This window comes from Candidatus Zixiibacteriota bacterium, assembly GCA_022865345.1.
GTDB lineage: Bacteria > Zixibacteria > MSB-5A5 > MSB-5A5 > RBG-16-43-9 > RBG-16-43-9.
In genome coordinates this window covers 1-25,319 of record JALHSU010000085.1, presented here as the reverse complement: position 1 = coordinate 25,319, position 25,319 = coordinate 1, and the positions used below count along the sequence as shown (strand labels likewise).

At 43.4% G+C, this 25,319-nt stretch carries 24 protein-coding genes and 1 pseudogene; 2 read left to right on the top strand and 23 right to left on the bottom strand.

Annotated elements, in window-relative coordinates:
* Positions 1 to 25 precede the first annotated feature (25 nt).
* From MUP17_03780 to prfB, 5 genes are all read right to left on the bottom strand, one after another.
* Positions 26 to 436 carry a hypothetical protein gene (locus MUP17_03780; protein MCJ7458094.1) on the bottom strand — a complete coding sequence of 137 codons (411 nt, stop codon included), beginning with the start codon at positions 434 to 436 and terminating at the stop codon, positions 26 to 28.
* 305 nt (positions 437 to 741) lie between these two features.
* Positions 742 to 1,731, bottom strand: coding sequence for a phosphate acetyltransferase (gene pta, locus MUP17_03775; protein MCJ7458093.1), 990 nt, complete (start codon positions 1,729 to 1,731; stop codon positions 742 to 744).
* A 97-nt stretch (positions 1,732 to 1,828) separates the two neighbouring features.
* Entirely contained in the window at positions 1,829 to 2,125 is a 297-nt protein-coding gene (locus MUP17_03770) for a hypothetical protein (protein MCJ7458092.1), read from the bottom strand.
* Between the two features lie 20 nt (positions 2,126 to 2,145).
* Positions 2,146 to 3,243, bottom strand: a complete 1,098-nt coding sequence (locus tag MUP17_03765; GenBank protein ID MCJ7458091.1) for a hypothetical protein — start codon at positions 3,241 to 3,243, stop codon at positions 2,146 to 2,148.
* A 13-nt stretch (positions 3,244 to 3,256) separates the two neighbouring features.
* Positions 3,257 to 4,400, bottom strand: a protein-coding gene (gene prfB / locus MUP17_03760; protein ID MCJ7458090.1) for a peptide chain release factor 2 whose coding sequence is annotated in 2 segments (ribosomal slippage) — positions 3,257 to 4,336 and positions 4,338 to 4,400 — 1,143 coding nt in all. Because the reading frame shifts where the segments join, the coding sequence is not laid out codon by codon here.
* A 355-nt stretch (positions 4,401 to 4,755) separates the two neighbouring features.
* Between prfB and MUP17_03755 the strand changes: the two genes are divergently transcribed.
* A complete protein-coding gene (locus tag MUP17_03755; GenBank protein ID MCJ7458089.1) occupies positions 4,756 to 6,489 on the top strand; it encodes an NFACT family protein in 1,734 nt (577 codons plus the stop codon).
* A gap of 304 nt (positions 6,490 to 6,793) precedes the next feature.
* On the opposite strand, the gene MUP17_03750 is transcribed toward MUP17_03755, so the two are convergent.
* Positions 6,794 to 7,939 carry a tetratricopeptide repeat protein gene (locus MUP17_03750; protein MCJ7458088.1) on the bottom strand — a complete coding sequence of 382 codons (1,146 nt, stop codon included), beginning with the start codon at positions 7,937 to 7,939 and terminating at the stop codon, positions 6,794 to 6,796.
* 310 nt (positions 7,940 to 8,249) lie between these two features.
* Positions 8,250 to 9,314, bottom strand: a complete 1,065-nt coding sequence (gene ispG / locus MUP17_03745; GenBank protein ID MCJ7458087.1) for a flavodoxin-dependent (E)-4-hydroxy-3-methylbut-2-enyl-diphosphate synthase — start codon at positions 9,312 to 9,314, stop codon at positions 8,250 to 8,252.
* 246 nt (positions 9,315 to 9,560) lie between these two features.
* On the opposite strand from ispG, the gene MUP17_03740 reads away from it, so the two are divergent.
* A complete protein-coding gene (locus MUP17_03740; GenBank protein MCJ7458086.1) occupies positions 9,561 to 9,899 on the top strand; it encodes a DUF4296 domain-containing protein in 339 nt (112 codons plus the stop codon).
* On the opposite strand, the gene MUP17_03735 is transcribed toward MUP17_03740, so the two are convergent.
* The 16 genes and pseudogenes from MUP17_03735 to MUP17_03660 all read right to left on the bottom strand — a co-directional run.
* Positions 9,884 to 10,255 (bottom strand): YraN family protein, encoded by a 372-nt coding sequence (locus tag MUP17_03735; protein ID MCJ7458085.1) that lies wholly within the window; start codon positions 10,253 to 10,255, stop codon positions 9,884 to 9,886. The two genes, MUP17_03740 and MUP17_03735, sit on opposite strands and share 16 nt — an antisense overlap.
* Entirely contained in the window at positions 10,224 to 10,901 is a 678-nt protein-coding gene (locus MUP17_03730; GenBank protein ID MCJ7458084.1) for a ribonuclease HII, read from the bottom strand. Before MUP17_03730 ends, MUP17_03735 begins: the two co-directional genes overlap by 32 nt.
* Before the next feature lie 178 nt (positions 10,902 to 11,079).
* Positions 11,080 to 12,261 carry an MFS transporter gene (locus MUP17_03725; GenBank protein ID MCJ7458083.1) on the bottom strand — a complete coding sequence of 394 codons (1,182 nt, stop codon included), beginning with the start codon at positions 12,259 to 12,261 and terminating at the stop codon, positions 11,080 to 11,082.
* Between the two features lie 632 nt (positions 12,262 to 12,893).
* On the bottom strand, positions 12,894 to 13,514 hold the full coding sequence (locus MUP17_03720) for a hypothetical protein (GenBank protein ID MCJ7458082.1): 621 nt from the start codon (positions 13,512 to 13,514) through the stop codon (positions 12,894 to 12,896).
* 154 nt (positions 13,515 to 13,668) lie between these two features.
* Positions 13,669 to 14,058: a 50S ribosomal protein L19 gene (gene rplS, locus MUP17_03715; GenBank protein ID MCJ7458081.1), complete on the bottom strand. Its 390-nt coding sequence runs from the start codon at positions 14,056 to 14,058 to the stop codon at positions 13,669 to 13,671.
* A gap of 187 nt (positions 14,059 to 14,245) precedes the next feature.
* Positions 14,246 to 14,995, bottom strand: a complete 750-nt coding sequence (gene trmD / locus MUP17_03710; protein MCJ7458080.1) for a tRNA (guanosine(37)-N1)-methyltransferase TrmD — start codon at positions 14,993 to 14,995, stop codon at positions 14,246 to 14,248.
* Between the two features lie 241 nt (positions 14,996 to 15,236).
* Positions 15,237 to 15,743 (bottom strand): ribosome maturation factor RimM, encoded by a 507-nt coding sequence (gene rimM / locus MUP17_03705; GenBank protein ID MCJ7458079.1) that lies wholly within the window; start codon positions 15,741 to 15,743, stop codon positions 15,237 to 15,239.
* Between the two features lie 8 nt (positions 15,744 to 15,751).
* The gene (locus MUP17_03700; protein MCJ7458078.1) at positions 15,752 to 15,982 is read right to left on the bottom strand and encodes a KH domain-containing protein; all 231 of its coding nucleotides are present in this window, start codon (positions 15,980 to 15,982) and stop codon (positions 15,752 to 15,754) included.
* A gap of 176 nt (positions 15,983 to 16,158) precedes the next feature.
* Positions 16,159 to 16,398: pseudogene (rpsP, locus tag MUP17_03695) on the bottom strand (30S ribosomal protein S16).
* A 29-nt stretch (positions 16,399 to 16,427) separates the two neighbouring features.
* Complete coding sequence (gene ffh / locus MUP17_03690) at positions 16,428 to 17,744, bottom strand: signal recognition particle protein (GenBank protein ID MCJ7458077.1); 1,317 nt, start codon at positions 17,742 to 17,744, stop codon at positions 16,428 to 16,430.
* Between the two features lie 122 nt (positions 17,745 to 17,866).
* The gene (rpe, locus tag MUP17_03685; GenBank protein MCJ7458076.1) at positions 17,867 to 18,514 is read right to left on the bottom strand and encodes a ribulose-phosphate 3-epimerase; all 648 of its coding nucleotides are present in this window, start codon (positions 18,512 to 18,514) and stop codon (positions 17,867 to 17,869) included.
* Between the two features lie 342 nt (positions 18,515 to 18,856).
* The gene (locus MUP17_03680) at positions 18,857 to 19,627 is read right to left on the bottom strand and encodes a PASTA domain-containing protein (GenBank protein ID MCJ7458075.1); all 771 of its coding nucleotides are present in this window, start codon (positions 19,625 to 19,627) and stop codon (positions 18,857 to 18,859) included.
* 108 nt (positions 19,628 to 19,735) lie between these two features.
* Positions 19,736 to 21,067 carry a 16S rRNA (cytosine(967)-C(5))-methyltransferase RsmB gene (gene rsmB, locus MUP17_03675; protein ID MCJ7458074.1) on the bottom strand — a complete coding sequence of 444 codons (1,332 nt, stop codon included), beginning with the start codon at positions 21,065 to 21,067 and terminating at the stop codon, positions 19,736 to 19,738.
* Positions 21,068 to 21,364: 297 nt separating this feature from the next.
* Positions 21,365 to 23,917, bottom strand: a complete 2,553-nt coding sequence (locus tag MUP17_03670) for a TIGR03960 family B12-binding radical SAM protein (GenBank protein MCJ7458073.1) — start codon at positions 23,915 to 23,917, stop codon at positions 21,365 to 21,367.
* A gap of 231 nt (positions 23,918 to 24,148) precedes the next feature.
* Positions 24,149 to 24,682, bottom strand: a complete 534-nt coding sequence (locus MUP17_03665) for a 2-oxoacid:acceptor oxidoreductase family protein (GenBank protein ID MCJ7458072.1) — start codon at positions 24,680 to 24,682, stop codon at positions 24,149 to 24,151.
* 301 nt (positions 24,683 to 24,983) lie between these two features.
* A partial coding sequence (locus MUP17_03660) for a hypothetical protein (protein MCJ7458071.1) occupies positions 24,984 to 25,319 on the bottom strand: 336 nt, incomplete at its 5' end.

Below are 25,319 nucleotides of genomic sequence, written 5' to 3'. Positions count from 1 at the left end.
AAAATTTGAAGGCTAAAGCCTTCCCTTACATTCTTTTCAAATAACTTTCAAAATCATTTAAAGAAGAAAACACCTTTTTCGAAAGAAATTTTACCACCCAGTTTTCCCGCAGGGGCGAGATCGTCCAGACCGGGACTTTTTTCCGGTGACATTCCCACATCTCGATCGCAGTACCCATGCTGGCTTCCGGCAGGTAGGCGATGACTAAGTCGGAGGAAATCGCCTGTTTTATCGAATTATGAAAAACCTTCTTTCCAGTCTCAAAAGTATAATAGACCGATTCAGGGTGTACCGCAACCGGGTCGATTATTCTGGCTTCAGGAAAATAATTATTCAGGATTCTTTTTAAATCTTTTCTGTAATCCTGATTATGCAGAACCTTTCCCTTTCTAGACCCCTGGATAATCCCGGCAATGAAAATAGTTTTGATCTTCATAAATCTCGCTCAATTAGACCCACCTTGTGGGCAAGGTGGGTCTACCGCTTCCACGCTCTGTCATTGCGAGGAGTCTCCCTGCATTTTGCGGGAGACGACAAAGCAATCTGTGCAAAGTATAAGGATTGCTTCGTCTCGCCTTTGGCGGACTCGCAATGACCACCTTATTCCTCAACCTCCAGGGTGGACATCTAACCTACCTTGAGCTTAAGTGGGATTCTATCTTCAAATCCTTCTCCATCCACCCATCGGGCGACCACAAGGATCGCCCCTGCTTTTCCTGAGCTACCTGCTACCTGCTTTTTTTACGCCAGGCACATCGCAATCGCCACCACATTCACGATATCATCTACACTGCATCCTCTGGATAGGTCATTTGCCGGCTTGGCTAAGCCCTGAATGATAGGGCCAATTGCCTCAGCCTTAGCTAATCTCTGGACTAACTTATAGGCTATATTCCCCGCATTTAGATCCGGGAAAATCAAGACATTGGCTTCTCCGCACAGAATGCTGTCCGCGCATTTCTTCTGAGCAACTTTAGGAATAATAGCTGCATCTACCTGCAGCTCCCCATCGATTTTCAGATTCGGGTCCTGTTCTCTGGCGATTTTGGTTGCCTCCAAGACTTTATCGATCATCTCATGCTGAGCACTCCCTTTGGTGGAGAAAGACAGCATTGCTATTTTTGGCTCATCCCCAACCAGCTCCCGCATTGTTCTGGCGCAGGACAGAGCAATTGAGGCTAACTGCTTCGGGTCTGGATTAGGCATAACTGCGCAATCGCCGAATACGAAGATCTTGTCTTTTACCCCTAAGAACTCCGGCACCACCATTATAAATGAGCTGGAGACCACGTTTATCCCCGGAGCCAATCCGATTATGTGCAATCCTGCTCTTAAAACGTCCCCGGTGGTATTGACCGAACCTGCTACAAACCCATCCACCTCATTTTTCCTCACCATCATCGCCCCGTAGAATAACGGATTCAGCATGCACTGCCTGGCTTCCTCCCCGGTCATGCCCTTTTTTTCTCTGAGCCGGTGATACTCTGCAGCATACTCCCCGGATTCTGAAGAAGTCACAGGATCAACTACTTTAACCAGTCCCACGTCAAGTCCTGAGGCTTTGCTTAACTCCTCTATTCTTTTCTTCTCCCCTAACAGCATGACTTCAGCTATCTTTTCGGAGACAATCTCCTTTGCGGCTTTAATCATCCGCTCCTCGGTCCCCTCTGGCAGAACCACCCTTTTGTGTTTGGCTTTAGCTTTATCCCTGATCCTTTTAATGATATCCATACCGCTCCTTTTGGAAGTTTGACTGTTTAGAGTTTGTTAGTTTGTCAGTATTTTCTAATCTTTGGTTTAGAGAGATGACTGTCCAGTTAAAGGATGTTCACCCTTCGTCTCTGAAAAGAGAATCCCACTTCCTCTTCAGGTTTTCTTTTGTCTGAGGCTCATCGTCCGCAGACTTAACCGGCCTTGTTCCCGGCTCGAAAAACTCGCAGAAATTACCTTTCTCCTTATACCTCACCCATTCAGCTTCAGTCTCGTGACACTGATGAAAAGCATCCTTGTCATAAAGCTGGCAGTTATAACAGCACTTTAAATCCACCCCGCAGTTAGGGCAGGCATCCTTGCGGCTTATCTTTTGCGGAACCTCTATCTCTTTTTTACAGCTCCAGCAGAGCACAAGATAACTCCTTTAAAACCTTATTTATCCTCTAGCTCTACCTCAACCTGGACTTTTTGATAGTTGGAAAAAAGATAAGAATAATAAAACTTCTTTGAATCATCCGACCACCTGAAATCAGAAAGTGCCCTGTCAGTCTCGACCCTGTAAGTCTTAATCAGATTCATCTCCCCTTTATCATCGATCTCATAAAAATCGAAATACCTGTCCCAATCGCTGGTTCTCAACACCGCTAATCGCTTACCGTCAGGAGACCATGTAGGGGCCGAAAATCTAAGGCTATTTGATTTATCAAACAACAGTAACTTCTTGTTCTCAGTATCGACCACACCAAAGAAACCGGAAGTTTTGTCGTTGCTAAAGAAAACGATGACATTATCCTTTGCGTCAGAGATGATTTTGGAGTGTGCAAACTGTTCTCTAAACATAACATTCCTAAGTGATTGTTCTTGTTCTCTTGTCGATTTCGCGAGCTCGTTAAATCTCAAAATCTGATCTCTTTGAGTGGAGATATATATATCCCAATTTCCCCAACCAATAAAAAATCTCATATTGAGACTATCAGGTTTTTTTATAGCTTCTAAATCGTGTAAGCAAATCCTTTGTCTTGCCGCCCAAGGTGGATTACCATTGTAATATACCTCATAACAGTCTGTTCCTGGAATTTCTCCAAGGCTATCCCCTGCACAAGTAAAAACCACATTCTTTGACTGCCAGTCGATCACCTGGATCTGCCCGCCAATCCCACAGTTTTTAGGTACGACAAAAATGTAGCTTCTACTATCAGAAGATTCCCATAGCAGGGTATGTACACAAATCTGAAATTTATGTAGAAACATCCTTTCACTCCCGTCCACTTTACAGTAAAAAACATCCCTCCCTTCGTTCTCAAACCCCAACCAGTTGCTTGTAGTGTAAGCTACATATTTTTCATCCGGAGAAAGGGTCAACTTGTTAAGTCCCCAGTCAACCTGCTTGACTATCTTATGCTGTTCACCTGTTGCCAGTTGCGTGCAATAATAATCATCGCACGAAACTATCTTAACTTTGTTCTGCTCCGAATATCCCAGACTGCAACTTAAGAGCAAGAATGTGATTATGTAATTAATCTTAACCATCTATTTACCAGCGTTAGCCCTTGACCTCGTCTTTGGTTTTTGACTTGGAATTACTTTTTACCTTATTGTCTGATTCCTTTGACTGGCTCAAATATGCCCGGATGAAATCATCTATCTCCCCATCCATAACTGCCTGTCCGTTACCTGTCTCCAGGCCAGTGCGGTGGTCCTTGACCAAGATGTAAGGATGAAAAACATAGGAGCGGATCTGGCTTCCCCATTCGATCTTCTTTTTCTTTTTTTCCATCTCCGCAAGTTTCTCTTCCTCTTTTTCCTTATATAACTGGTACAGGCGCGATTTCAGCACCTTCATAGCATTTTCTTTGTTCTGGAACTGGGACCTTTCAGATTGACATTGCACCACGATTCCGCTCGGAAGATGAGTTATCCTCACCGCTGAGGAGGTTTTATTCACGTGTTGTCCGCCGTGCCCAGATGCTCTGAAAGTATCGATTCGCAGGTCGTCCTCTTTCATTTCGACTGTGAGATTGTCTTCTATTTCCGGATAGATGAAAACCGAGGCAAACGAGGTATGTCTTCTTTTGTTGGCATCAAAAGGAGAAATTCTTACTAACCGGTGAACCCCGCTTTCCGCCTTTAAAAAACCGAAAGCGTATTCGCCCTTAACTTCGACCGTGACACTTTTTATCCCTGCTTCTTCGCCTGCCTGCAGGTCTATGACATCCCCCTTAAACCCCTTTCTCTCTATCCATCTTAAATACATCCGCAGGAGCATCTGTGCCCAATCCTGAGACTCTGTTCCTCCTGCGCCTGAATGGATTGTCAAAAGCGCATTCTTAGGGTCATCCTCTCCAGATAAAATAGTTGAGAACTCGAAATCCTTTATCTCTCCTTCTAATTTTTCTAGCTCTTTTTCGCGCTCTGGCTTAAGTGTGTCATCCTCCAGGGAAAGCTCGTCTAAAACCTGTACCTCTTCCAGATCCTTTGAGAGTTTTTCCCATCTCTCATTCCATTTCTTTATGGAGGTGATCTCTCTTAAAATCGACTGGGCTTTCTCATTATCCTTCCAGAAATCAGGCTCGTGCGTCACTTTTTCCAGTTCGGATAGTTTTTTATTCTTCTCACCCAGGTCAAAGATACTCCCCTAATTTTTTGACCCTGTCTTTCAGCTCTGCCAAACTTCTTTCCTCAGCCATAATGCCTCCTTTTCGCATTAAGTCTTTGAAATTTAATATAACTCCATTTGAGCTAATGTCAACTTCTTCTTTTTACAGTAGGGGCGAGGTTACCTCGCCCTAGAGAAATCGGTAAACCCGCCTTGTCCGCAAGTCGGGCCCGGTAGAACAGACATCCTTGTCTGTTCGGTCAGAGAGCTAAGCCTGGCGCCCGAAGGGCGGGCTGGCTCGTAGCCACAGGAATGTCTGACTTACTAATACTGTGTTACCAATCCCATCTTGGGTGAAGATGGGATTACCATTTGCAGGGGAACCGTTCTTTAAACTTGACACTTCACTAATAGTTGATACATTACTCCTGCGAAGAACTTTCTTAATGCTTATGCTGATAAATTCTTCCATAATCTGTGCCTTAATTCCCGAGCTTAAAGAGAACTTCATTTCTTTCAAGATCAAGGAGCTCCGTCTTTCCCCTGACCAGAGAGAGCTTGTGATTCTGACTCGCAAAGAGAGAGGATCAAAAGCAATTCTGTTTTCAGCCGACCCTCTACTGTGCCGGATAGTCAGTTTGACAGAGGAGGAATCCAAAGCTTTTCTGGAATGGGGTATAACACCCCTGTTTTCACAACTTCTGGACGCAACCATCTTGAATATCGAGCAGGTCGATTTCGACCGGGTGATAAAGTTCTCTTGCCAGAAAGATACGGAATTTGATAAAATCGAATTCGAGCTATACTTTGAGCTTACCGGAAGAAATGCCAATGCCATTCTTGCCTTTAGAGAGTCCGGCTTGATCCAGGATGCCCTGAGAAGAGTAAGACCTGCCCAGAGCAGATTCCGCCAGATATTGCCAGGGATAAAATATCTTTTGCCTCCCGCGCCCAGAAAACATAATCCTTATGCAACTCCAGAGGAGGAGTTCAAGAAGATAATCCTGGATCATCCGGAAGAAAACCTGCTTCAGGTTTTGACCTCACATTTTATGGGAATAGACGCGCTTTTGGCTGAGAAAATAGTGGAAGAATCAGTCGGTGTTTTCCCTTTAAAACCTTTGCCTCTGGAGCATCTCTGGAAAGGCTTCAAATCGGTACTTGACCGGATTCCTGCAAATGAGATCTCTCCACATCTGATTTTGGATTCCGAACAAAAACCTATAGGGATATCCTTGTTTGACTTAAATTCAATTCCTGAAGAGCAAAAGATTTCATTTGACAATTTAAACCAGGCACTACAGAAACTTTTTTCTCTGGAGATCGAAGCAAGCCAGGAAGGCAGAAAACTACAAACTCTGATTTCTGTGACTCGAAACGGAATTGAGAAATTGAAAAAAACCGAAGAAAAATTGAAAAAAGAGCTTTCTTCTCTGGAGGATGCTCAGGCCTACAAGAAATATGGAGATTTGCTCCTGAATCATCTATCAGAGATTAAGAGAGGTGCCGAATATATCGAGTTAACTGACTATTCCACCGAGGAACACAAGAAGATAAGACTTTCACTCGACCCTTCTTTATCGCCGAAAAAGAATGCCGAAGCCTACTTTAAAAAATACCAGAAAGCCCAGACCGGAATTACAAAGCTCAACCAGAGAATCGCTGTGACTGAAAGCCAGCTAAAGCATTTAAGCAAAATCGAGTCTGACCTGCTGAGAAAAGAGAAGGTTAATTTAGAAAAAATCGAATCTGAGCTTACCTCTCTTGGTTTGTTGAAAGTTCTCAGACCAAAGAAGAAAGAAAAGAGAAAAGGGAGATATTCCCCTCGCGAATTTATCTCCGCAGATGGGTTTAAAATCTTAGTGGGGAGAAACAATAAGGAAAACGATTTTCTGACCTTTAAAATAGCCAAACCGGATGACCTGTGGTTTCATGCCCAGAACGTACCCGGCTCTCACGTGGTCTTGAAAAAGGGTGAGAGAAAAAAATATCCTACGCCAAAAGCCATCCAGCAGGCCGCATCGTTAGCCGCCTATTACAGCCAGGCGAAGTCTTCCAGAAAAGTAACTGTGATTTATACCTTGGCCAAATATGTGAAAAAGTCAAAAAATGCTCCACCCGGCCTGGTCAAAGTCGAAAAGATGAAATCGATTTTAGTCGAGCCGAAGATAATAAAATAATTTTCATATTGTCATTGCGAGTCCCCGTAGGGGACGAAGCAATCCCTCGACTTCATACGAGACGGATTGCTTCGTCGGTCAGATGACCTCCTCGCAATGACATTATTAATTATCTTATTTACTGCTCTCTGTTGGTCTCCAGACCAACAGAGGTTACGTAGCGTCCGAGATCACGCCGGACGAGGAAGTTTGTAGAATTTGTAGAGACGCATAGTCATGCGTCTCTACTTTTTTCCGCGTTAGGACAGAACAATGTTCTGTCCCTACAAAAAATATCCCGCCTTGAGGGCAAGGCGGGCTACTGTTATCCCAAATCCTTCAAAATATCCTCTATTTTTATTACATCCTCCTCTCTGCCCTGTTTCTTAAAAAGCTCTTTTGCTTTCTGTAATTCCTTTTTTGCCTCCTCTTTTTTACCCATCTCAATATAAAGAAGTCCAAGGTTCGCATATACCTCTGCATCATCCGGGTTAATCTTAATAGCGGTTCGATATTCTTTTTCAGCCTCCAGGTAGTTTTTCAAATCATAAAGTAGAATGCCCAGATTGTAGTGTGCCTTTGAATGATCCGGGTTAATCTTAATAGCAATTCGATATTCTTTTTCAGCCTCTGGGTAGTTTTTCAAATCATAAAGTAGAACGCCTAGATTATTGTGTGCCTCTACATAATCCGGGTTAATCTTAATAGCGGTTCGATATTCTTTTTCAGCCTCAGGGAAGTTCTTCAAATCAGCAAGTAGAATGCCCAGATTGTTGTGTGCCTCTACATAATCCGGGTTAATCTTAACAGCAATTCGATATTCTTTTTCAGCCTCTGGGTAGTTTTTCAAATCATAAAGTAGAATGCCCAGATTGTTGTGTGCGTCTGCATGACCCGGGTTAATCTTAATAACGGTTCGATATTCCTTTTCAGCCTCCGGGTAGTTTTTCAAATCAGAAAGTAAATTGCCCAGATTGTTGTATACCTCTACATAATACGGGTTAATCTTAATAGCGGTTCTGTATTCCTTTTCAGCCTCCGAGTAGTTTTTCAAAGAATAAAGTAGAATGCCCAGATTGCTGTGTGCCTCTGCATCAACCGGGTTAATCTTAATAACGGTTCTGTATTCTTTTTCAGCCTCCGGGTAGTTTTTCAAATCATAAATAGGTTTATAAACTGGAAAACTACGTTTAAAACCTTCTAATAATTTCCTTAATCTTTCTTCTTTTTCTCTCAGTCTCTTTTTTAATCTTTCTCTATTTTCACTTAACTTCTCTCTATGCAAGCCATAAAAAGCAAAACCTATGATTAATAAAATAATTAGAATGGATATTGTATATATCTCAGTAAGGAATGCCCAGTAGTAAACAGGAAATTCCGGGAGAAATATTAGAATTGCTATGACACCAGCTATAAAGGCTATTATGAAACGAAGGAAAACTTGTTCAAAAAGCCACTTTAAAACCTTCATCCAATTCCCCTTTTTGTGAAATGGGCTTAAAAGATTTTACTCTTTTATGGTGGTTTTGTCAAGTGATTTTGTGGTAGAGACGCATAGAATGCGTCTCTACGAAAAACAAACCCGCCTTGGGGGCAAGGTGGGGGTACCGAGTGAAGAGCATCATAGGTAATGATGCTTTTTCTTCTATCTCGAAACTAAGATAGATTTTTTTGTCATTCTGAGTCCGCAGGACGAAGAATCTGCCTTACGCCAGAAACCATAGATTCTTCGGTCGTCCATTTGGACTCCCTCAGAATGACATTTAACGAATTCATGCTCTTCATCCCTTTAAAAAACCTTCTAATTCCTTCATCAAACTCTTCACAATATCTTTTTCCTTAACTTTCTTAATAATCTTCCCCTTTCTGAAAATCAAACCAACTCCTCTTCCACCCGCTACTCCGATATCTGCTTCCTTAGCTTCTCCCGGACCATTTACCACGCATCCCATAACCGCTACCTTGATCGGTGCTTTTAGTTTAGCCAATTTCTTCTCGACTTGCTTCACTATTGGCAGCAGATCGATTTCCATCCTTCCGCAGGTGGGGCAGGAGATCAAAGTTGGACCATACTCTCTCAAATTCAAAGATTTCAAAATCTCATAACCAACTTTTACTTCTTCAACCGAATCGCCAGTCAATGAGACTCTTATGGTATCACCCAATCCCAGGAAAAGAAGTGTCCCTATTCCAACAGCAGATTTTATCGAGCCAACTTTCGGAGTTCCAACTTCCGTCACGCCCAAATGCAAAGGGTAGACTCTTTTTTCTGAGAAAAGCTTATAGGCCTCGATAGTCGTCAGAACGTCCGAAGCTTTCAGGGAGACGACTATCTCCAGATAATCCAAATCCTCTAATATTCTGATCTGTTCTAAAGCTGCCTCCATCATAGCAACAGGTGTAGCTTTTCCATATTTACTTAAAATAGATTTAGGAAGAGATGCCGCATTGACCCCAATTCGGATCGGAATCTTCCTTTCTCTCGAAGCCTTTACCACCTCTTTTACTTTCCACAGAGCTCCAATCGTGCCTGGATTTATCCTCAGCTTATCCACTCCAGAATCAAGTGCTCTTAGGGCAAGACGGTAGTCGAAATGGATGTCTGCAACCAGAGGAATTTTCGCTACCTTTTTTATTATTGATATCGCCTCACCCGCCTTTTGGTCCAGAACTGCCAATCTGACTATCTCACACCCTGCCTTTTCCAGCCTTTTTATCTGCCTTAAAGTGGCTTTAACGTCCCGGGTGTCAGTTGAGCACATCGATTGGACTGAAATCGGAGCACCTCCACCAATCGGCACTTTACCTACATAAACCCTTCTGGTCCTTTCTCGCGGGGTAAGCATAAATAGTCCTCTTGAACCTTTATTATTTAACTTAAATCTGTTTTTGTCAACTATTTTCTTGAAAGTTTTCGATAAACTTATTTAGCAGGGCTGGTCCGCCTGTGGCGGACTGTCTACGAAAGCCCATATTATCAATTCCTCGTAGGTCGGGCACCCTTGCCCGACTTTTATATTCCGTCTTTCTCAGAGATAGTTCTTGACATAAAACCGCTTCTATGTAGATTAGTTCGAGATTAAGGAGTCCCGATGTTTTCCAGGTATAAAATCATACTTATTCTCCTCGCCCTGGTCATAGTTGCCTTGGTTCTATTTCTGCTGTTTCGCCCTAAGAGTCCGGATGAGGACAAGTTCGTAGAGGTCTACATACAGCTTTCCATAGCCCAGATGAAATTTCAGGACAACCCTGAGAGATTAGCGGCTGAGAGAAAGAAGGTTTTTTCAGAATATAAGTACTCTCAAAAAGAACTGGATAGATTCATTAAGTTTTACCAGAAACATCCGGAAAAGTGGGTTGAGCTCTGGGAGAAGATAAGCCAGCGTTTATCTGAATTGATCGAAAGAGAGAAAACTCAGCCTTCTAAATAAAAAGCATTCTGGATATGCTCGATTATCTCTTTGCCTGAACTGGTATCTATAGCCACTACGTCGAACCTGAAATCATAACCCGGAAACTGGTGCTCCTGCATAAAGGCAGTTGCTACCTCTGCTAATTTTTTCTGTTTTCTCAGATTGACCCACCCGGCAGGAGGACCATAAGCTTTACTCCTGCCAGCTTTAACCTCGACAAATACGATGTAACTTTTATCCCTGGCAATTATGTCGATTTCCTTGTGGCCATAACGGTAATTGGTAAACAGTATCTCAAACCCTTTAGCTTTGAGATATTCTGCAGCGATTCTCTCGCCTGATTTACCCTTCTGAACGGTTTTCATCTTTTCCATCTAAATCGAGATGCTCCTGCAGGACGATACATTCCATCACTCTTTTGAATGACCTGCGGTGAACCTTACAGGGTCCGAATTTCCTTAAAGCCTCCAGATGCTCCTTTGATCCATAACCTTTGTTTCGATCAAAACAGAATTGGGGATATTTTTTGTGCAGTCTTCTCATTAGCCTGTCCCTCTCGACCTTGGCGATAATAGAGGCAGCGCCACAGGATAAAGAGAGAGTATCACCTTTGATCACCGGCAATTGAGGGATATCCAGATGAGGTATCTTCTGGTTTCCATCTATCAGCAGAAAATGCGGGGTATTTTTCAAACAGGAGATAGCTTTCTGCATCGCCTTTAATGAGGCCCTGAAGATATTCAGCTCATCAATTTCTTTTTCCTGGATGATTCCTATACCGAAATCCAGAGCATTCTCTTTGATCTTCGCATATAGTTTCTCCCTTTTCTCCGCAGTGAGTTTTTTCGAATCATCGATCCCTGGAAGATTAACATCCTCTGGAAATATGACGCACGCAGCCACAACCGGACCAGCTAAGGGACCTCTTCCCACCTCATCCACCCCGGCAACGAGCTTGTACCCCTTACCCCAAAGCTCCCTTTCATAAAAAAGCTTATCAACCGATTTTGTTTTCTTCATCCTGCCCTTTTCGATTTGAATGATTTCTCACACTTGATTCAAGGAGCAACTCACTTTCACTTCCGAGGTACCAGAATAATGGTGGAACAGGCATCTTGCCTGTTTGGTCAGGCCCTGGAAGCGGGTCCGTAGGACAGGGATGCCTGACCCGCCTCAACATACCCAATGAATTGGGCAACTACATAACCTCCTTCTGGATGAACCTCTTGAAAAGGTATAAAGAGATTACCACGCAAAAAACGACACCTATTCTGACTGCCCAGATAACCCCTAATACCTGTCCCAAGGTCCCGGCAATAAAACTTCCTATAGGCATAGTTCCCATAAACATCATTACAAAAAGCCCCATCACCCTACCCCTGAGCTGGTCAGGAACAATCTCCTGCAATAAGGTATTGCAGGTTGCGATTAAAGATATCATCCCCCAGCCGGCTCCTACCAGGAAAATCAAGGATAAGAAGAAATTCCCGGAAAAAGAGAAAAATATCAGGGAAAGGAAGAAGACTATTATCCCGGCTTGCATATATTTTAATTTCTCCTCGGTTTTCCTGGAGGCTAAACCCAATCCAGCAGCTATAGCACCAGCGCCGACTGCGGACATAAGAAACCCCAGACCGGAGGGACCCGCTTTCAAGATGTTCCTAGCAAAAACCGGCATCAAAACCGCGTAGGAAAAACCAAAAATGCTCATGGTGGAGGCCATAAGGATCAAAGCCAATGCCCTTTTATTACCGGTTACATAGGACACCCCTTCTTTGAAGCTGGTAAAAAAAGAGTTATTCTTTGTCTCAAAAACAATATCTTCCATCCTCATAAGAGATAGACCAACAATCACTGCTATGAAACTCACACCATTTAAGAAAAAACACCCTGCCTCTCCTACCAGACTGATTAAAATCCCGGCAACTGCAGGTCCTAATATTCTGGCACTGTTGAATATGAAGGAATTTAAAGCGATGGCGTTAAAGAGGTCCTCTTTCCCAACCATTTCTTTGACAAAAGCCTGCCTGGTCGGAGCATCAAAGGCATTAACCAGACCCAGGCATAAAGCCAAGACCATAACATGCCAGACCCTCACCAGTCCGGTAAAAGCCAGAAAAGATAGGATAAAGGCTAACACCATTGAGCTTGATTGGGTGAAGATGAGGAACTTTCTTTTCTTGATCCGGTCAGCCAGCACTCCGGCTGGAAGGGAGAGGAAAAAAACCGGCAGACCTGCAAAAGCGCTGACCAGCCCCAAGAGAAATGGAGAATTGGAAAGTCTCAGGACCATCCAGCCCTGAGCCATACTCTGCATCCAGGTCCCGATCAGGGAGATCATCTGCCCGAACCAGAAAAGCCGGTAATTACGGTGCCTCAACGACCGAAAAGTCTCCCAGAACCTCCCCTGCCTCTGGATTGTAGAAACCTGTCCTGAATTTTTCTGAGTTTCAAGCATTGATTGAGACAGTAGGGGCACGTTGCAACGTGCCCCTACAAATTTATGATTGTCTATGAGCGGTAGAACAGACATCCCTGTCTGTTCGGTCAGACAAGAATGTCTGACCTACCAAAAAACCTTTCCCGGTTTTGCTAAATAATACGGCAAATCAAAAGGGTTGTAAAGATATTTTTGGGATGTAGGGGCGACCCGCTCTTCGGCTTTGCTCAGAGCAGTGAGCCTGTCGAACTGCCGGGTCGCCTTTACAATATCCTACAGGTGGAACAGGCATCTTGCCTGTTCGGTTTTCGTAGCGCGACCCTTTTCCTGATAACGGAGACTACGTCTGGCGTAGCCACCGTAGGACAGGGTCGCATTGCGAGGCTGAAAGTCTCAAGACCCTTGACGGCCTCGCGCTACGATAGGTGAAACAGGAATGTCTAACCCACCCAAAAAAACGTCCTGACAGGAGTCAGGACGCTACATAAAATTGCATTGTGGAGTGCAAGAGCTTGCTCTTATCACAACTGGTGAGGGGAATCCAATTCCCGCACCAACAAAAGAAATAAATGTTACTTGAACTTAAATATTTTCTTCAGTTCATACGATATAAGATCCCGCTTCCTACATATAGGACACTTCTTACGCCACTTCTTACTTGCTGAGCGATTCTTATTTTTTAGTGGCGTGAAAAAGTGAAGTGCTAAACATTCTATTTTTGAAATCTCACTCTGGTTAGAAATAGAATAAACATCAATACGCTTTATTGATTGAAACCATCTTTTTTCAAAGTGATTTAATATTCTATTCTTACCTTGCGTAGTGCTACCAAGATATATACACTTTCGTCCATCCCAGAATATATAAATACAATATTGAGATAATTTATTGGATTCATACCAATCAGAGAAATTGCGCATCCTATCAACTACTCGCCATCCTTTTTCTTTTTTGTTGTGCCATTGACGCTTTCGTTTTTTATCATCGAGTTTTCTAAGTTCTGGCCGTGCTATTTCCATTGCTAAAATTTTGGTAGCAATATCTTGAAGTTTCTCTATACTTTTATTTAGTTTTTGCGGATCTAATGATGGAGGTTTTCCAAGTTTTACTATATTCATCTCGGAGAGAAGAGAGTGAGTTCTTTTATGGAAAAGGTGATTGAGTTCAATTTCAAATTGTTTACGCGCACTCATTCTATACCCTTCTTACATATTGTTTTTATCGTCATATTGCAGTCAACATAGGTCTATCGTCCCACCTTGAGGTCAAGCTGGAACTACAAGAAGTGTAACAGATATTCCTGCCTATCCTGTCAGACAAGAATGTCTGACCTACCATAATCTTGATTTATTCCTTTACCTCTCCCTCTTCTTTCCCTTCTTTTTTCCCTTCTTCCTTCTCCATCTCCTTTATTTTAGCCGCTTTTCCTCTCATCTTGCGCAGGTAGAAGAGCTTTGCCCTTTTTACTTTTCCTTCTTTGATGACCTCTATATTGGCAAGAAAAGGTGAGTGCATCGGAAATACCCTTTCCACTCCCACGCCGCTGGAGAGCTTGCGCACGGTGAAAGTTTGGGAAACTCCTTTTCCTCTTTTCTGGATCACTGCCCCTTCAAATATCTGAATCCTCTCTTTGTCGCCTTCCTTGATCCTTACGTGCACCTTGACCGTATCCCCGGGCTTGAAATCTACTTTTTTCTCTTTCAGGTATTTCCCTTCAACTGCTGATACCAGATCCATCTTTCTCCTCCTTTAGTTCCTGTATTTTCGATTTACTGGACATCTTCTTTGCTCGATGGATCGAGCGACTACATTACACGATTTTTTTGCGGGGCTGGGAGCCCCGCCTACGAGAATAAATATTGTCAATCTCTCGTAGGTCGGGCACCCTGCCCGACTTGTCACATTTGCGTATTTATTACGATAATTATCTCTCCTTTTCTATCTCCGAAAGTAATTTTTTATCCTCTTTGCTTAGCTCTATTTTATCCAGAAGCTCAGGTCTTTGCTCTATGGTTTTTTTTAATGCCTCTTTTCTTCTCCATAACCTTATCTTCTCGTGATTCCCGGACAGGAGCACCTCCGGCACTTTCAGACCTTTAAACTCTGCAGGCCGGCTATATTCCGGGTAACCCAAGAGACCCTCGTAAAAAGAGTCAGTTTCGGCTGATTGAAAATTCCCGATGAATCCTGGGATTAAGCGAATGACGCTATCCGTAATCACCAGAGCAGGAATCTCGCCGCCTGTCAAAACATAATCCCCAATCGAAAGCTCTTCCAAATCAAATAATAATTTTATCCTCTCATCCACCCCTTTATAGTGCCCGCAGATTATTACCAGACGCTCCTTTTTGGAAAACTCTTTAGCTTTTTCCTGGTCAAATTTTTTACCCTGAGCTGAAGTCAGAATTATGGGATATTTGTCTTTATTCTCCGCAGATGGAGTTTCAGACAGAATCGAATTCAAGGCAGAAGCTAAAGGCTCCACCATCATTACCATCCCGGCTCCGCCTCCAAAAGCAGTATCATCCACGCTTCTGTGTTTATCTATGGTGAAATCTCTGATGTCGGTAACTTTCACTTCTATTAACTTACTTTCCTGTGCTTTTTTCACCAGCCCTTCATTTAAAGGACTTGCAAAAAAGTTCGGGAAGATAGTTAGAATGTCTATTTGCATAAACCGAATACCAATCCTGTCATTCTGAAGGAGTCCCTACGGGCGAGACGACTGAAAAATCTTCAGAGATTTTTCGCTCCGCTCAGAATGACATCGGGTCGTTTCCCGTGCCGGTCGGGTCCCCTGACCCGGCAGAGAAACGAAGTTTTTTTTCAGTTCTGTCAGGACCTCAGTCCTGACAGAAGGTTAAAAAAGTAAAGCTAAAGCTTTACACTCCATTATTTTAATTTTTTCAAAGAACCTAATCCAAGAGACCTTCAATCGGTTCGATCCAGATAACCCTTTTTTCCAAGTCGATTTTTTTTACCACTTCCTTTACGAAAGGGATCAAATATTCTTCCTTCCCTTTTCTTACTGAAAGAACCGGGTTTGCCGGGAAAAGGAGAATCTCCATGACCTCGCCTATCTTCTTACCCTTCAGAGTGAGAATCTGACAGTTGACCAAATCAAAGACGTAATAACACCCTTCTGTCAGCAGAGGAACGTCTTTTTTATCGATTTCTAAATATTTCCCCTTGAGTCCCTCTGCTTTAGTCCGGTTGTCAATCCCTTCAAGTTGAAGCAGGACTTCCCCCTGGAAAATCCTGCTTCTCTTTATCCGGTAGGGCTTTTCTTTGGCATCTGCATCAGAGATAAAGACTTTTTCCACCTGGGAATATCTTTTTAAATCCTCGCAAAAGGGAGCTATTAAAAGCTCGCCTTTGACTCCCCAGGCTCGGAGGATTTTGCCGATTGCTACTCTTTCCAAAAAACTCTTTACTCCAGGATCTCCAGCATTGCCCGTTTCCCCTTCTTGGCAGAGGCTGCTGAGATCAGGATGCGGATGGCGCCGGCAGTTCTCCCTTTCTTTCCGATGACCTTTCCTAAATCTCCAGGCCCAACCCTCAGCTCGTACACGGTTGTCTTTTCCCCCTCCACCTCTGATACGGAAACCTGATCTGGATGATCCACCAGATTCTTCACTATGGTCTCAATGAACTGTTTCATCTTAAACCTCCTTTAAACAGTTACTCAGTTTTTGGTTCAGTCCCTTTGGTCTCTTTGGGTTCAGTCTCTTTTGCTCCTTTGCCTTTTCTCTTTTTCTTTCTCCTCCTCTCCGGAATAGTATTGGAGATTTCCATTCCGCTTACATCTGCCCCTTTTTTCAGGGCTAACCATTTCCCCAGCAGGCCTATCTTTCGGAAAAGAGAGTTGACCGTATCTGTGAGCTGAACTCCCTGCTTGAGCCAGTGAAAAACCCTCTCTTCTTTGAGCCTGACCGAGGCTGGTTTGTCTATCGGGCTATATTGTCCGATAGCTTCGATAAATCTGCCATCCCTGGGAGTACGAGAATCCGCCACCACGATTCGATAATAGGGCCTTTTCTTGGCCCCCATCCTCCTCAGTCTTATCTTGACTGCCAAATTCACCTCCTTCCTTTACCGTTACAGAATTAAGGTTTAAACATGGTTTTCAGTTTCCTCAAATCCATTTTATTAAAATCTTTGATCATCTTTTTCATCATAAAAAACTGCTTCAAAAGCCGGTTGATTTCCTGCAAATCAGTTCCGCTGCCTGAGGAGATCCTTTTCTTTCTCGAACCATCTATGATCTGGGGCTTTAACCTTTCCTCTTCAGTCATCGAGTTTATGATGGCTTCTACCCTCACCAGTGCTTTATCATCCACAGAAAAACCTTTTAAAGACCCGCCTATTCCAGGGATCATACTCAGAATCGAATCTAATGAGCCCATCTTTTTCAACTGCTGGAGCTGAGAATAGAAATCTTTAAAGGAAAATTGTTCTTCGCGTAGTTTCTTCTCTAATTTTTCTGCCTCTTCCTGGCTTATAGCCTCCTGAGCCTTCTCCACCAGGGTAACGACGTCACCCATCCCTAATATGCGGGAAACCATCCTCTCAGGATAAAAAACCTCTATGGCATCTAACTTCTCACCGGTGCCGACAAACTTAATCGGTTTTCCAGTTACCGCTCTAAGTGAGAGAGCTGCACCTCCCCGGGCATCCCCGTCTAATTTGGTTAAGAAGATTCCGTCTATTCCCAACCTCTCCTCAAAGCTTAAGGCGATATTCACTGCATCCTGGCCGGTCATAGAATCTGCAACTAAGATTACCTCCTGAGGAGTAACTTCCTTTTTTATCAAGGCCAGCTCTTCCATCAGTTTCTCGTCTATGTGCAGTCTTCCAGCAGTATCTATTATAACCAGATCCAGTCCTTCTTCCCTGGCTTTAGCCACTCCGGATTGACAGATCTTCACCGGGTTTTCTTTGGAGGAATACACTGGTAAACTCAAACTTTTTCCAAGTATCTTCAGTTGTTCGACTGCCGCAGGCCTCTGGACGTCTGCGGCTATAAGAAAAGGAGACTTCCCTTTTTTTCGATAAAAGCTGGCTAATTTCCCGCAGGCAGTGGTCTTGCCTGAGCCTTGCAATCCTGCTAACATCCAGACCGTGGGACCTGATGAGGAGAATTTCATTACTGAGCTATCTTTTCCCAGAAGCAGAGTCAGCTCATCGTAGACGATTTTTACAACCTGCTGCCCGGGGGTTATACTCCTTAATACTTCCTGGCCAATCGATTTCTCCTCAACTTTGGAGATGAAATCTTTGACCACTTTGTAGTTGACATCCGCCTCTAAAAGAGCACGCCTTACCTCTTTTAAGGCTTCCTTGATATTGTTCTCCGTGAGTTTTCCCTGGCCGCGGAGTTTTTTTAAGATCGACTCTAACCTGTTAGACAGCTCAGCAAACATAAAAAAACCCTTAAGTCCTTAGACTAATTTACCCAACTTCTAAAGGAGTTTATAACCAGCACCATTTTGTTGGGATTGCAAATTTTTAATATAACAGTCAAACCTGAAAAAGCAAGAAAAATCTAACCCTCTCTTAGCTCTTTTATTATTTTTTTGTAATCCCTGCTTTTGAACACTGCATCCCCTGCCACCAAGATCGTTGCACCTGCCTGCTTCACTTTCCCAGCAGTTGAGGAATTGACACCCCCATCCACCTCGATTTCGATCTTTAAGTTGTTATCCTGAATGAACTTCTTAGCTTCCTTTACCTTGTCTAAGATAGAGGGAATAAATCTTTGCCCTCCGAACCCCGGGTTCACACTCATCAAAAGAAGCAGGTCAATCTCCCCGATTACCGGCTTTACCAGGCAGAATGGAGTAGCCGGATTGAGCACGCATCCGTTTTTCACTCCCAAGCTCTTGATCCGGGTCAGAGTCCGGTGCAGGTGTCTGTTCCCTTCCAAGTGAACAGTAAGGTAATCTGCGCCTGCTTCCACGAATTTCTCCAGATACAAATCAGGGTTATCAATCATCAGATGCACGTCCAAAGGCAATTTAGTACACAATCGGACTAAATTCACAACCATCGGTCCAAAGGTGATATTAGGAACAAAATGACCATCCATAATATCCAGATGAATCAAGTCCGCTCCGGCCTTTTCCACCTCCCTTATTTCACCTGCTAAATTTCTAAAATCTGCTGAAAGTATGGATGGCGCGATTTTAATCAACTTCCCACCATCTTTAGCTGTTGGTTCATAGTTCATGGTTCTTGTTTCATCACTCTCTGTTGGTCTCCAGACTGCGTAGGGGTGGAGCTTGTTGAGCTTTGCGAAATCCCGACTGCGGGGTCTCTCCACCCTCTTTGTCAAGGGCGTCCAATTGGACGCCCCTATGCGATTTCTTAATTTTTTTATTCCTTTTGCCTCCTGCCTTAAGACTTTGGACTTCTGCCTTTAGCCTGTTTTTAGCTCGGCAGACTTGTCTGACATTTACGCTCGGAGACATAAAGCCTCCTCTACGCGATTTTTAGTCTGTAGCTACCTGCTCCTTGCTACCAGCCACAAGCTATTTCAGTCCGTCGTGCTAACCTCTAACTCCACTATGCTCCCTTTCCTGACCTCAGCCCCTTCTTTGGGAATTTGTTTTAATACTGTTCCTGGAAGCAATTTGTTTTTTACCTTATACTCGATCTTTCCTATTTTTAAGCCGAGTTTTTCTATCTTGGAGCTTACGTCTCTGATATTATCACCCTTGAATTTTGGCACCTTGACTATCTCCAGGGTATCTGTCTGCTCCTGATTAACCACAACTCTTATCTCCATCCCAAGCGGCACAACTGTTCCTGCAGATGGAAAGCTGACAATCACCTCATCCCTGGGCAGACTGTCTACCGAAACATATACCGGGTTACCGATTTTCAAACCACGATTAGCCAGGGCTAACTCAGCCTGCCGATAAGTCATCCCTTTAAGCTGGGGAACAGTTGCTTTTTCCCCGCCTTTGCTCAGCACTACTTTTATCTTTCTGCTCTTTTTGACCTTGGACTCTGAATCAGGCATTTGATAGATAATCGTCCCGGCTGGCTGTTTCAAATCATATTCTTCGCCTATGACCCTCAGGCCCAGACCTTTATCTTTGAGTATGGTCTCAGCCTCTTCTTGAGTCAAACCTGTCAGATTCGGAACCACAGACTCCTGACCTAATCTTACAAAAAACGGCATCAAAACCTGGTCGAAAACAATGGCAAGAAACAGAACCGCCAGGATATAGACTCCGATACGTCGTGCCCATTTCCTTTTGATGAGTTGAACGAGCCCAGCTTTTATTTTATTCCAATCCATTCGGTTAAATATAATCTTTCCAAACCCAAAGTCCAAAAAAAATGTGTCTTTTTATACCCGTCTTACGTCTAACTTCTTACGTCTTTCCTCCTTTGAACAATTAAACCATTAAACCTTCCTTAACCGCGCCGCAAAAGTTCCATCCAGGCCATTAATATGAGGATACGTTCGAACAAATCCATTCTCATTTACTACTTTTCTATCAACGTAATCCGAGGCACTCTCTTTTCTGAAGTTCCTTCCCTGTTCGAGAAACTGCTCGATCACCTCCTCGTTTTCCTCTTTAGTGAGAGTACAGGTGCTATAAACGATAATCCCACCCTTTTTAACCAGTTTCGCCGCATTTAAAAGTATGGCCGACTGAAGCTCAGCCAGCCTTTTTATATCCTCTTTTTTCTTCTGCCATCTGGCATCAGAATTTCTGCCCAAGACCCCTAAACCGGAACAAGGTGCATCAATCAAAATCCTATCCACCGGCTCAGTAGAATAATTCCGTGCATCTCCGATTTGAAACAAGACGTTTTTCACTCCCAATCTTTCACAATTTTCTTTTACTTTTTCCATCCTTTCCGGATTTAAGTCCAGAGCTATCAGCTTACCCGAATTTTTCATTAATTCTGAAATGTAGGTCAACTTACCTCCCGGTGCTGCACACATATCTAAAATAGTCTCACCGGCTTGAGGGCTTAAAAGTCTAACCGGGAATCCGGCGCTTTCATCCTGGGGATAAACATAGCCTTTCTGAAAAAGGAAAAGGTATTCCAAATCGATTTTTGATTCTATCCAGTAAAAGTTTTCAAAGAAACTCCCTTTTCGGTATTTTATCTTTTTCAGCTCCAGGGCTCTTTCCAAATCTTTTTGACTGATCTTCAAGGAATTAAGCCGAAAGGAAAGTTTTGCTTTTTGGTTAAAAGTCTCGCACAGCTTTACAGTCTCCTCTTCACCGAATTGTTTAAGCCAATCCTTTATCATCCAGTCCGGAAAAGAATAAATTGTTCCGATGGCTTTAACCTTGTCCTCTTCAATTGAAGGGAAAATGACTCTTTTCTTATCGCGGAGATAGTTCCTCAGAACCGCATTGACCAGACCGGCTGTCCCCTTATGTCCGAACTTTTTAGCTAATTTTACTGACTCATCTACCGCTGCCCGGTCCGGCACCCTATCGAGACAATCAATCTGATAGAACCCCAGCCTTAATGTATTCCGTATCCAGGGAGTCAAATCCTCAATCTTCCTTTTGAGGAAAAAACTTGTGATATAATCCAGTCGTCTTCTGAGCCTGGTGACACCGTTGACCAATTCCCGAACGAACCTTGTATCCAAAGATGATAGTTTGAATCTTTTTGAATATTCCTCAACGGTCTCATTCGCAAAAGCAGATTTGGTTTCTATGTCATACAAAATCTTGAGAGCAATTTCTCTGGGGTTGATTTTATTCATTTTCGGAGTTATTGTCCTTTGTAGGGGAGGGGCTTGTTGAGCTTTGCGAAATCCCGCTTTAGCTGGGTCCCTTCCCGACCCGCGGGAGACTACACGGTTCGACGGGCTCACCATCCCTGAGCGAAGTTGAAGGGAAGGGTCTCCCCTACAAAATCCCTCTCGCAAGGCTGAAGCCTTGCCACACATTTTTTATTTTAGTGGCTCAGGCATCCTTGCCTGAGCAAAGGAACAGGCAAGATGCCTGTTCCACCGTTTTTCAACCCTTAAACCTTTGATCCATTGGACTATTGAACCTTCTCATATTATTTCCATAGGCGACAATAATTGATCCTGTCTTTTGATCAAAAGCCCTTCCCTTCTAAACAACAAACTCAAAACCTCTTTTTCCTTCATCCCGAACCCGGAGATTAATACCTCCTGTGGTTTGGCATATCCGGCACTGCCTACGGACAAGAGCAAATTCAAGGTAGAATCCTCATTTTCAAGCTTCAAAATATCAAATCTTATATCTACTTCTCTTAGCTTTTCTTTTGATACACGGGATACCATCAGATTCCTCAGTGAGAGGACATATTCTATTTTCCCCTGTATTTCCTTTCCTGAGAAAGTTAATTCCACTTTATAAAAAGCCGCATTAATAGCTGAAGATAAGGACTCCGCTTTAGTAAAGATTGTCTTCCCTTCCATAATCTTAAATCCTTGAGGCAGAGCTTTATTTAACCTTGAAAGATGCTCATTGGAAAAAGGCTCAGTCAGCTGAATGTCTAAATATTCTGCCTCTGACACAAACCCCAGAGGAAGGGGTGGACCAAAAGCAATCCTGGGATGAGGATGAAAGCCTTCCGAATAGGCAATCGGAATTCCAGAGCGCCTGATTGCCCGCTCAAAAGTCCTGAGCACATCTAAATGAGAGGTAAATCTTACTCCCTCTCCCTTACTCCATTTTAACCTGACCTTGCTCCGGGCAACAGTTGAGGTTGGTGTTGAGGTGACTTTTTTCTTTTTTCTGCCGTAAAGCTCCTCTTCTTTTTTCTCTGGTTGAGCCAAATACAAAGGAGTCTTTTCGTCTTCTAACTTTTTTTCCTCAGCCACCTTTTCTGTGGAAAAAGCCCTCTCTCTTTCCCTTTTGAGAAAATCTTTACTCAGCCCTTTATCTATGTGATCCCACGGAAGGACATCATTTAAGTCTCTGGGACTAAGGTAATCTTGCGGGTCAATCCCATTTTCCTCAAAAGCGTTTCTCCAATAAACGTAGTTGAAAAACTCAGTCCAGGCATCTAATCTCGCCCCATTTTTCCAGGCAGAGTGAATGACTTTGCCGAGTTTTCTGTCTCCTCTTCCTAATACCCCTTCTAAGAAAGATACCAGAGGGTCCCGATAACTTACTTTTAGATTTCTGAAATCCAGCAAGTCTTTAAGGAGTGAAATCCTCCTTTCGATCTCGTTAATCTTTTCCTGTTTTTCCCATTGAAAAGGAGTATATGGCTTGGGTGTGAAAGGGGAGATAGTTACGTTAACACTTTTTCCCGGACCGAAAGTTTTACCTAGCTTGAACACTTTCCCGACCAAATCGGCAATTCCTTTTAAATCTTCATCCGTCTCAGTGGGAAGTCCGATCATAAAATATAGCTTGATCAGGTTCCAGCCAGAGGAATAGGCTATCTCCACGCTTGAAAGCAAGTCCTCCTCAGTGATATTTTTTCTTATGACATCTCTTAATCTTTGGGTTCCAGCCTCAGGTGCAAAAGTCAACCCGGTCTTTTTGGTCTGGGTGATGGTTTTGGCTATCTCCATAGAAAATGAGCCCGGACGCAAAGAGGGCAGGGCAATGGAGACCCTTTTAGGATAAAATTTCTTCTGCAATCTCTGGACTAACTCAGGCAGATTTTTATAATCAGTTGATGAAAGAGAAAGCAGGGAGATCTCCTCATAGCCGGTACTGGCGAGTCCGCAGTCTGCCTCTTTTAAAATCTGCTCTATGTCCTTTTCCCTTTTGGGTCTGTAGATCGAAGTGGCTTCACAAAAACGACAAGCCTGGCCGCACCCTCTCATAATCTCTAAGGTAAGCCGGTCATGAGTTGTCTCAATAAAGGGAACCAGAGGCGCCTGAGGATAATATTCAGGCTTTAACTCGGAAACAGTTTGAGCGTTGACTTTTTCTGGTGTTTCTGGAATTTTCCTCCAGACCCCTATGAAGCGATTATTAGCATCATATTTTGGCTTGTAAAAAGATGGAACATAAACTCCGGAGATTCTGGAAAGCTCGACTAAAAGCTCTCTTTTTTTAAGGTTTTCTTTTTTCCCTTTTTCAATTGAATCCAGAACCTGATGAATGACCTCCTCTGCATCCCCTATCACAAAAAGATCAAAGAAATCAGCCATCGGCTCAGGATTAAAAACCGAAAACCCGCCAGCTATGACCAGTGGAAAATCTTCTCCTCTCTCCTTTGAGAATAAGGGTATACCGGACAGACTCAGGACGTTCAGCACCCCGGTATAATTAAGTTCATAGGTCAGGGAAAATCCGAGAACATCGAATTCCTTCAAAGGAGTATGACTTTCCAGTGAGAAAAGAGGTATGGAATTATTTTTCAAAATTTCCTCTGCATCGGGCCAGGGCAAAAAAGCTCTCTCACAACGGGAATTAGGTCTTTGATTGATGATATGATACAAAATCTGCAAACCTAAATATGACATTCCGTTCTCATAGATATCAGGATAGATCAGGGCAAATTTAAGTTTCCCCTCAGATTCCTTTTTGATGACGTTCAGCTCATTCCCGACATATCTGCCGGGCTTCATCACAAAAGGAAGAAATTCTTTTTTTATTCTTTCAGACAAGGGGTGCATAGTATCTTATGCCCGTTATTTTTTTAGAATAAATACACTCAGCCAAAGATAAAATAAATAAAGAGAAAAATCTACAAGAATGTAGGGACAGAATCCGCCACAGGTGGATTCTGTCCCTACAATGTGTGCGACCCTGAAAGGGTCGCGCTACGACAGGCGCAGAGACGCATAGCTATGCGTCTCTACAAAAAATTAGGGGCGGGGAAACCCCGCCCCTACGACAAATTGTGACTATACCGTCTCCATCCCTTTTTTTAGAGCCTCAGAATCTAAATCTATAATCTCCTGCCTGGCGTGGGAGAACACCTTTTGCAAAGATTTTTTCAGCCCTTCAAAAGAGATTGCACCGGTTAATTTAGAATAAGCCCCGATCATAACCATATTGGCTATCTTGATAGTGCCCAATTTTTCAGCGATCTCGTTTGCCTGGATATACTGGACCTTCACATCTTCTCTCTTAGGCTTTCCTGCAACCAGGGAGCTATTGATTAAGAGCAGGCCTCCTTTTCTAACTGAAGCTTCAAACCGGGCTAAAGAAGGTTCGTTCATCACTACCAGAGTGTCAGGATAAGCCACCACCGGAGAAGCTATCTCCTCAGAGGAGATAACCACTGAACAGTTAGCAGTCCCGCCTCTCATCTCCGCGCCATAAGCCGGGAAAAAGGTAACATATTTCCCGTCTGTCATCCCGGCATAAGCCAAAAGTATACCTGCTGAGATTATCCCCTGTCCCCCGAAGCCCGACATTATAACACCTTGATACATCCATTCCTCCGATTTATAATCAGTCTATGCTTTTATTTCCAGTTCATACTCACTTTAGCGGTGTAAGAGCTTATTTGTCATTCTGAGGGAGTCCCGCTTTCAGCGGGATGACCGAAGAATCCAGATTCTTCGTCCTACGGACTCAGAATGACACTACACCAGTAAAACCTCACAGCTTCATTCTGTATTTCTTTTAACAATCTATACTGTGCTTCTTTCAAGTTCATAGCCGCTTTAGCGGCGTAAAAACCCTGACTAAAGTCAGTTCGAAATAGCCTTGTTCTATCTTTTTTTTCACAACCTATACCGTTTCCAGAACCTTCTTTGGCTCTGGCTTAACTTGCTCCTTTTTCCCTTCAATGGTCTTGTACTCGCCCAGAGGGAAAAACGGAATCATCATCTTCTCCACAAAATCGATCCCCTGCAGAGGAGTCATAAACCAGTCTGTGGGACACTGGGAAACTATCTCCACCAAGGAGAACCCCTCATCGTTCATCTGCACTTGAAATGCCTTTTTAATGGCTTTTTTGGCTTTTAAGACATTGGCTGGTTTGTGTACTGATACTCTGGCTAAATAAGCAGGTGCTTCCAAGGTGGCTAAAAGCTCACACACTTTAATCGGATACCCGGCAACCCT

Coding starts and splice junctions, on each gene's coding strand:
- rsmB (MCJ7458074.1), bottom strand. CDS start 21,067: ATGAATAAAATCAACCCCAGAGAAATTGCTCTCAAGATTTTGTATGAC.
- MUP17_03740 (MCJ7458086.1), top strand. CDS start 9,561: ATGTTTTCCAGGTATAAAATCATACTTATTCTCCTCGCCCTGGTCATA.
- MUP17_03700 (MCJ7458078.1), bottom strand. CDS start 15,982: ATGAAACAGTTCATTGAGACCATAGTGAAGAATCTGGTGGATCATCCA.
- MUP17_03730 (MCJ7458084.1), bottom strand. CDS start 10,901: ATGAAGAAAACAAAATCGGTTGATAAGCTTTTTTATGAAAGGGAGCTT.
- MUP17_03750 (MCJ7458088.1), bottom strand. CDS start 7,939: ATGAAGGTTTTAAAGTGGCTTTTTGAACAAGTTTTCCTTCGTTTCATA.
- MUP17_03680 (MCJ7458075.1), bottom strand. CDS start 19,627: ATGGATTGGAATAAAATAAAAGCTGGGCTCGTTCAACTCATCAAAAGG.
- MUP17_03665 (MCJ7458072.1), bottom strand. CDS start 24,682: ATGTATCAAGGTGTTATAATGTCGGGCTTCGGGGGACAGGGGATAATC.
- pta (MCJ7458093.1), bottom strand. CDS start 1,731: ATGGATATCATTAAAAGGATCAGGGATAAAGCTAAAGCCAAACACAAA.
- MUP17_03765 (MCJ7458091.1), bottom strand. CDS start 3,243: ATGGTTAAGATTAATTACATAATCACATTCTTGCTCTTAAGTTGCAGT.
- ffh (MCJ7458077.1), bottom strand. CDS start 17,744: ATGTTTGCTGAGCTGTCTAACAGGTTAGAGTCGATCTTAAAAAAACTC.
- MUP17_03720 (MCJ7458082.1), bottom strand. CDS start 13,514: ATGAGTGCGCGTAAACAATTTGAAATTGAACTCAATCACCTTTTCCAT.
- MUP17_03755 (MCJ7458089.1), top strand. CDS start 4,756: ATGCTTATGCTGATAAATTCTTCCATAATCTGTGCCTTAATTCCCGAG.
- trmD (MCJ7458080.1), bottom strand. CDS start 14,995: ATGCAAATAGACATTCTAACTATCTTCCCGAACTTTTTTGCAAGTCCT.
- MUP17_03780 (MCJ7458094.1), bottom strand. CDS start 436: ATGAAGATCAAAACTATTTTCATTGCCGGGATTATCCAGGGGTCTAGA.
- rplS (MCJ7458081.1), bottom strand. CDS start 14,058: ATGGATCTGGTATCAGCAGTTGAAGGGAAATACCTGAAAGAGAAAAAA.
- ispG (MCJ7458087.1), bottom strand. CDS start 9,314: ATGCTTACCCCGCGAGAAAGGACCAGAAGGGTTTATGTAGGTAAAGTG.
- MUP17_03735 (MCJ7458085.1), bottom strand. CDS start 10,255: ATGGAAAAGATGAAAACCGTTCAGAAGGGTAAATCAGGCGAGAGAATC.
- MUP17_03670 (MCJ7458073.1), bottom strand. CDS start 23,917: ATGCACCCCTTGTCTGAAAGAATAAAAAAAGAATTTCTTCCTTTTGTG.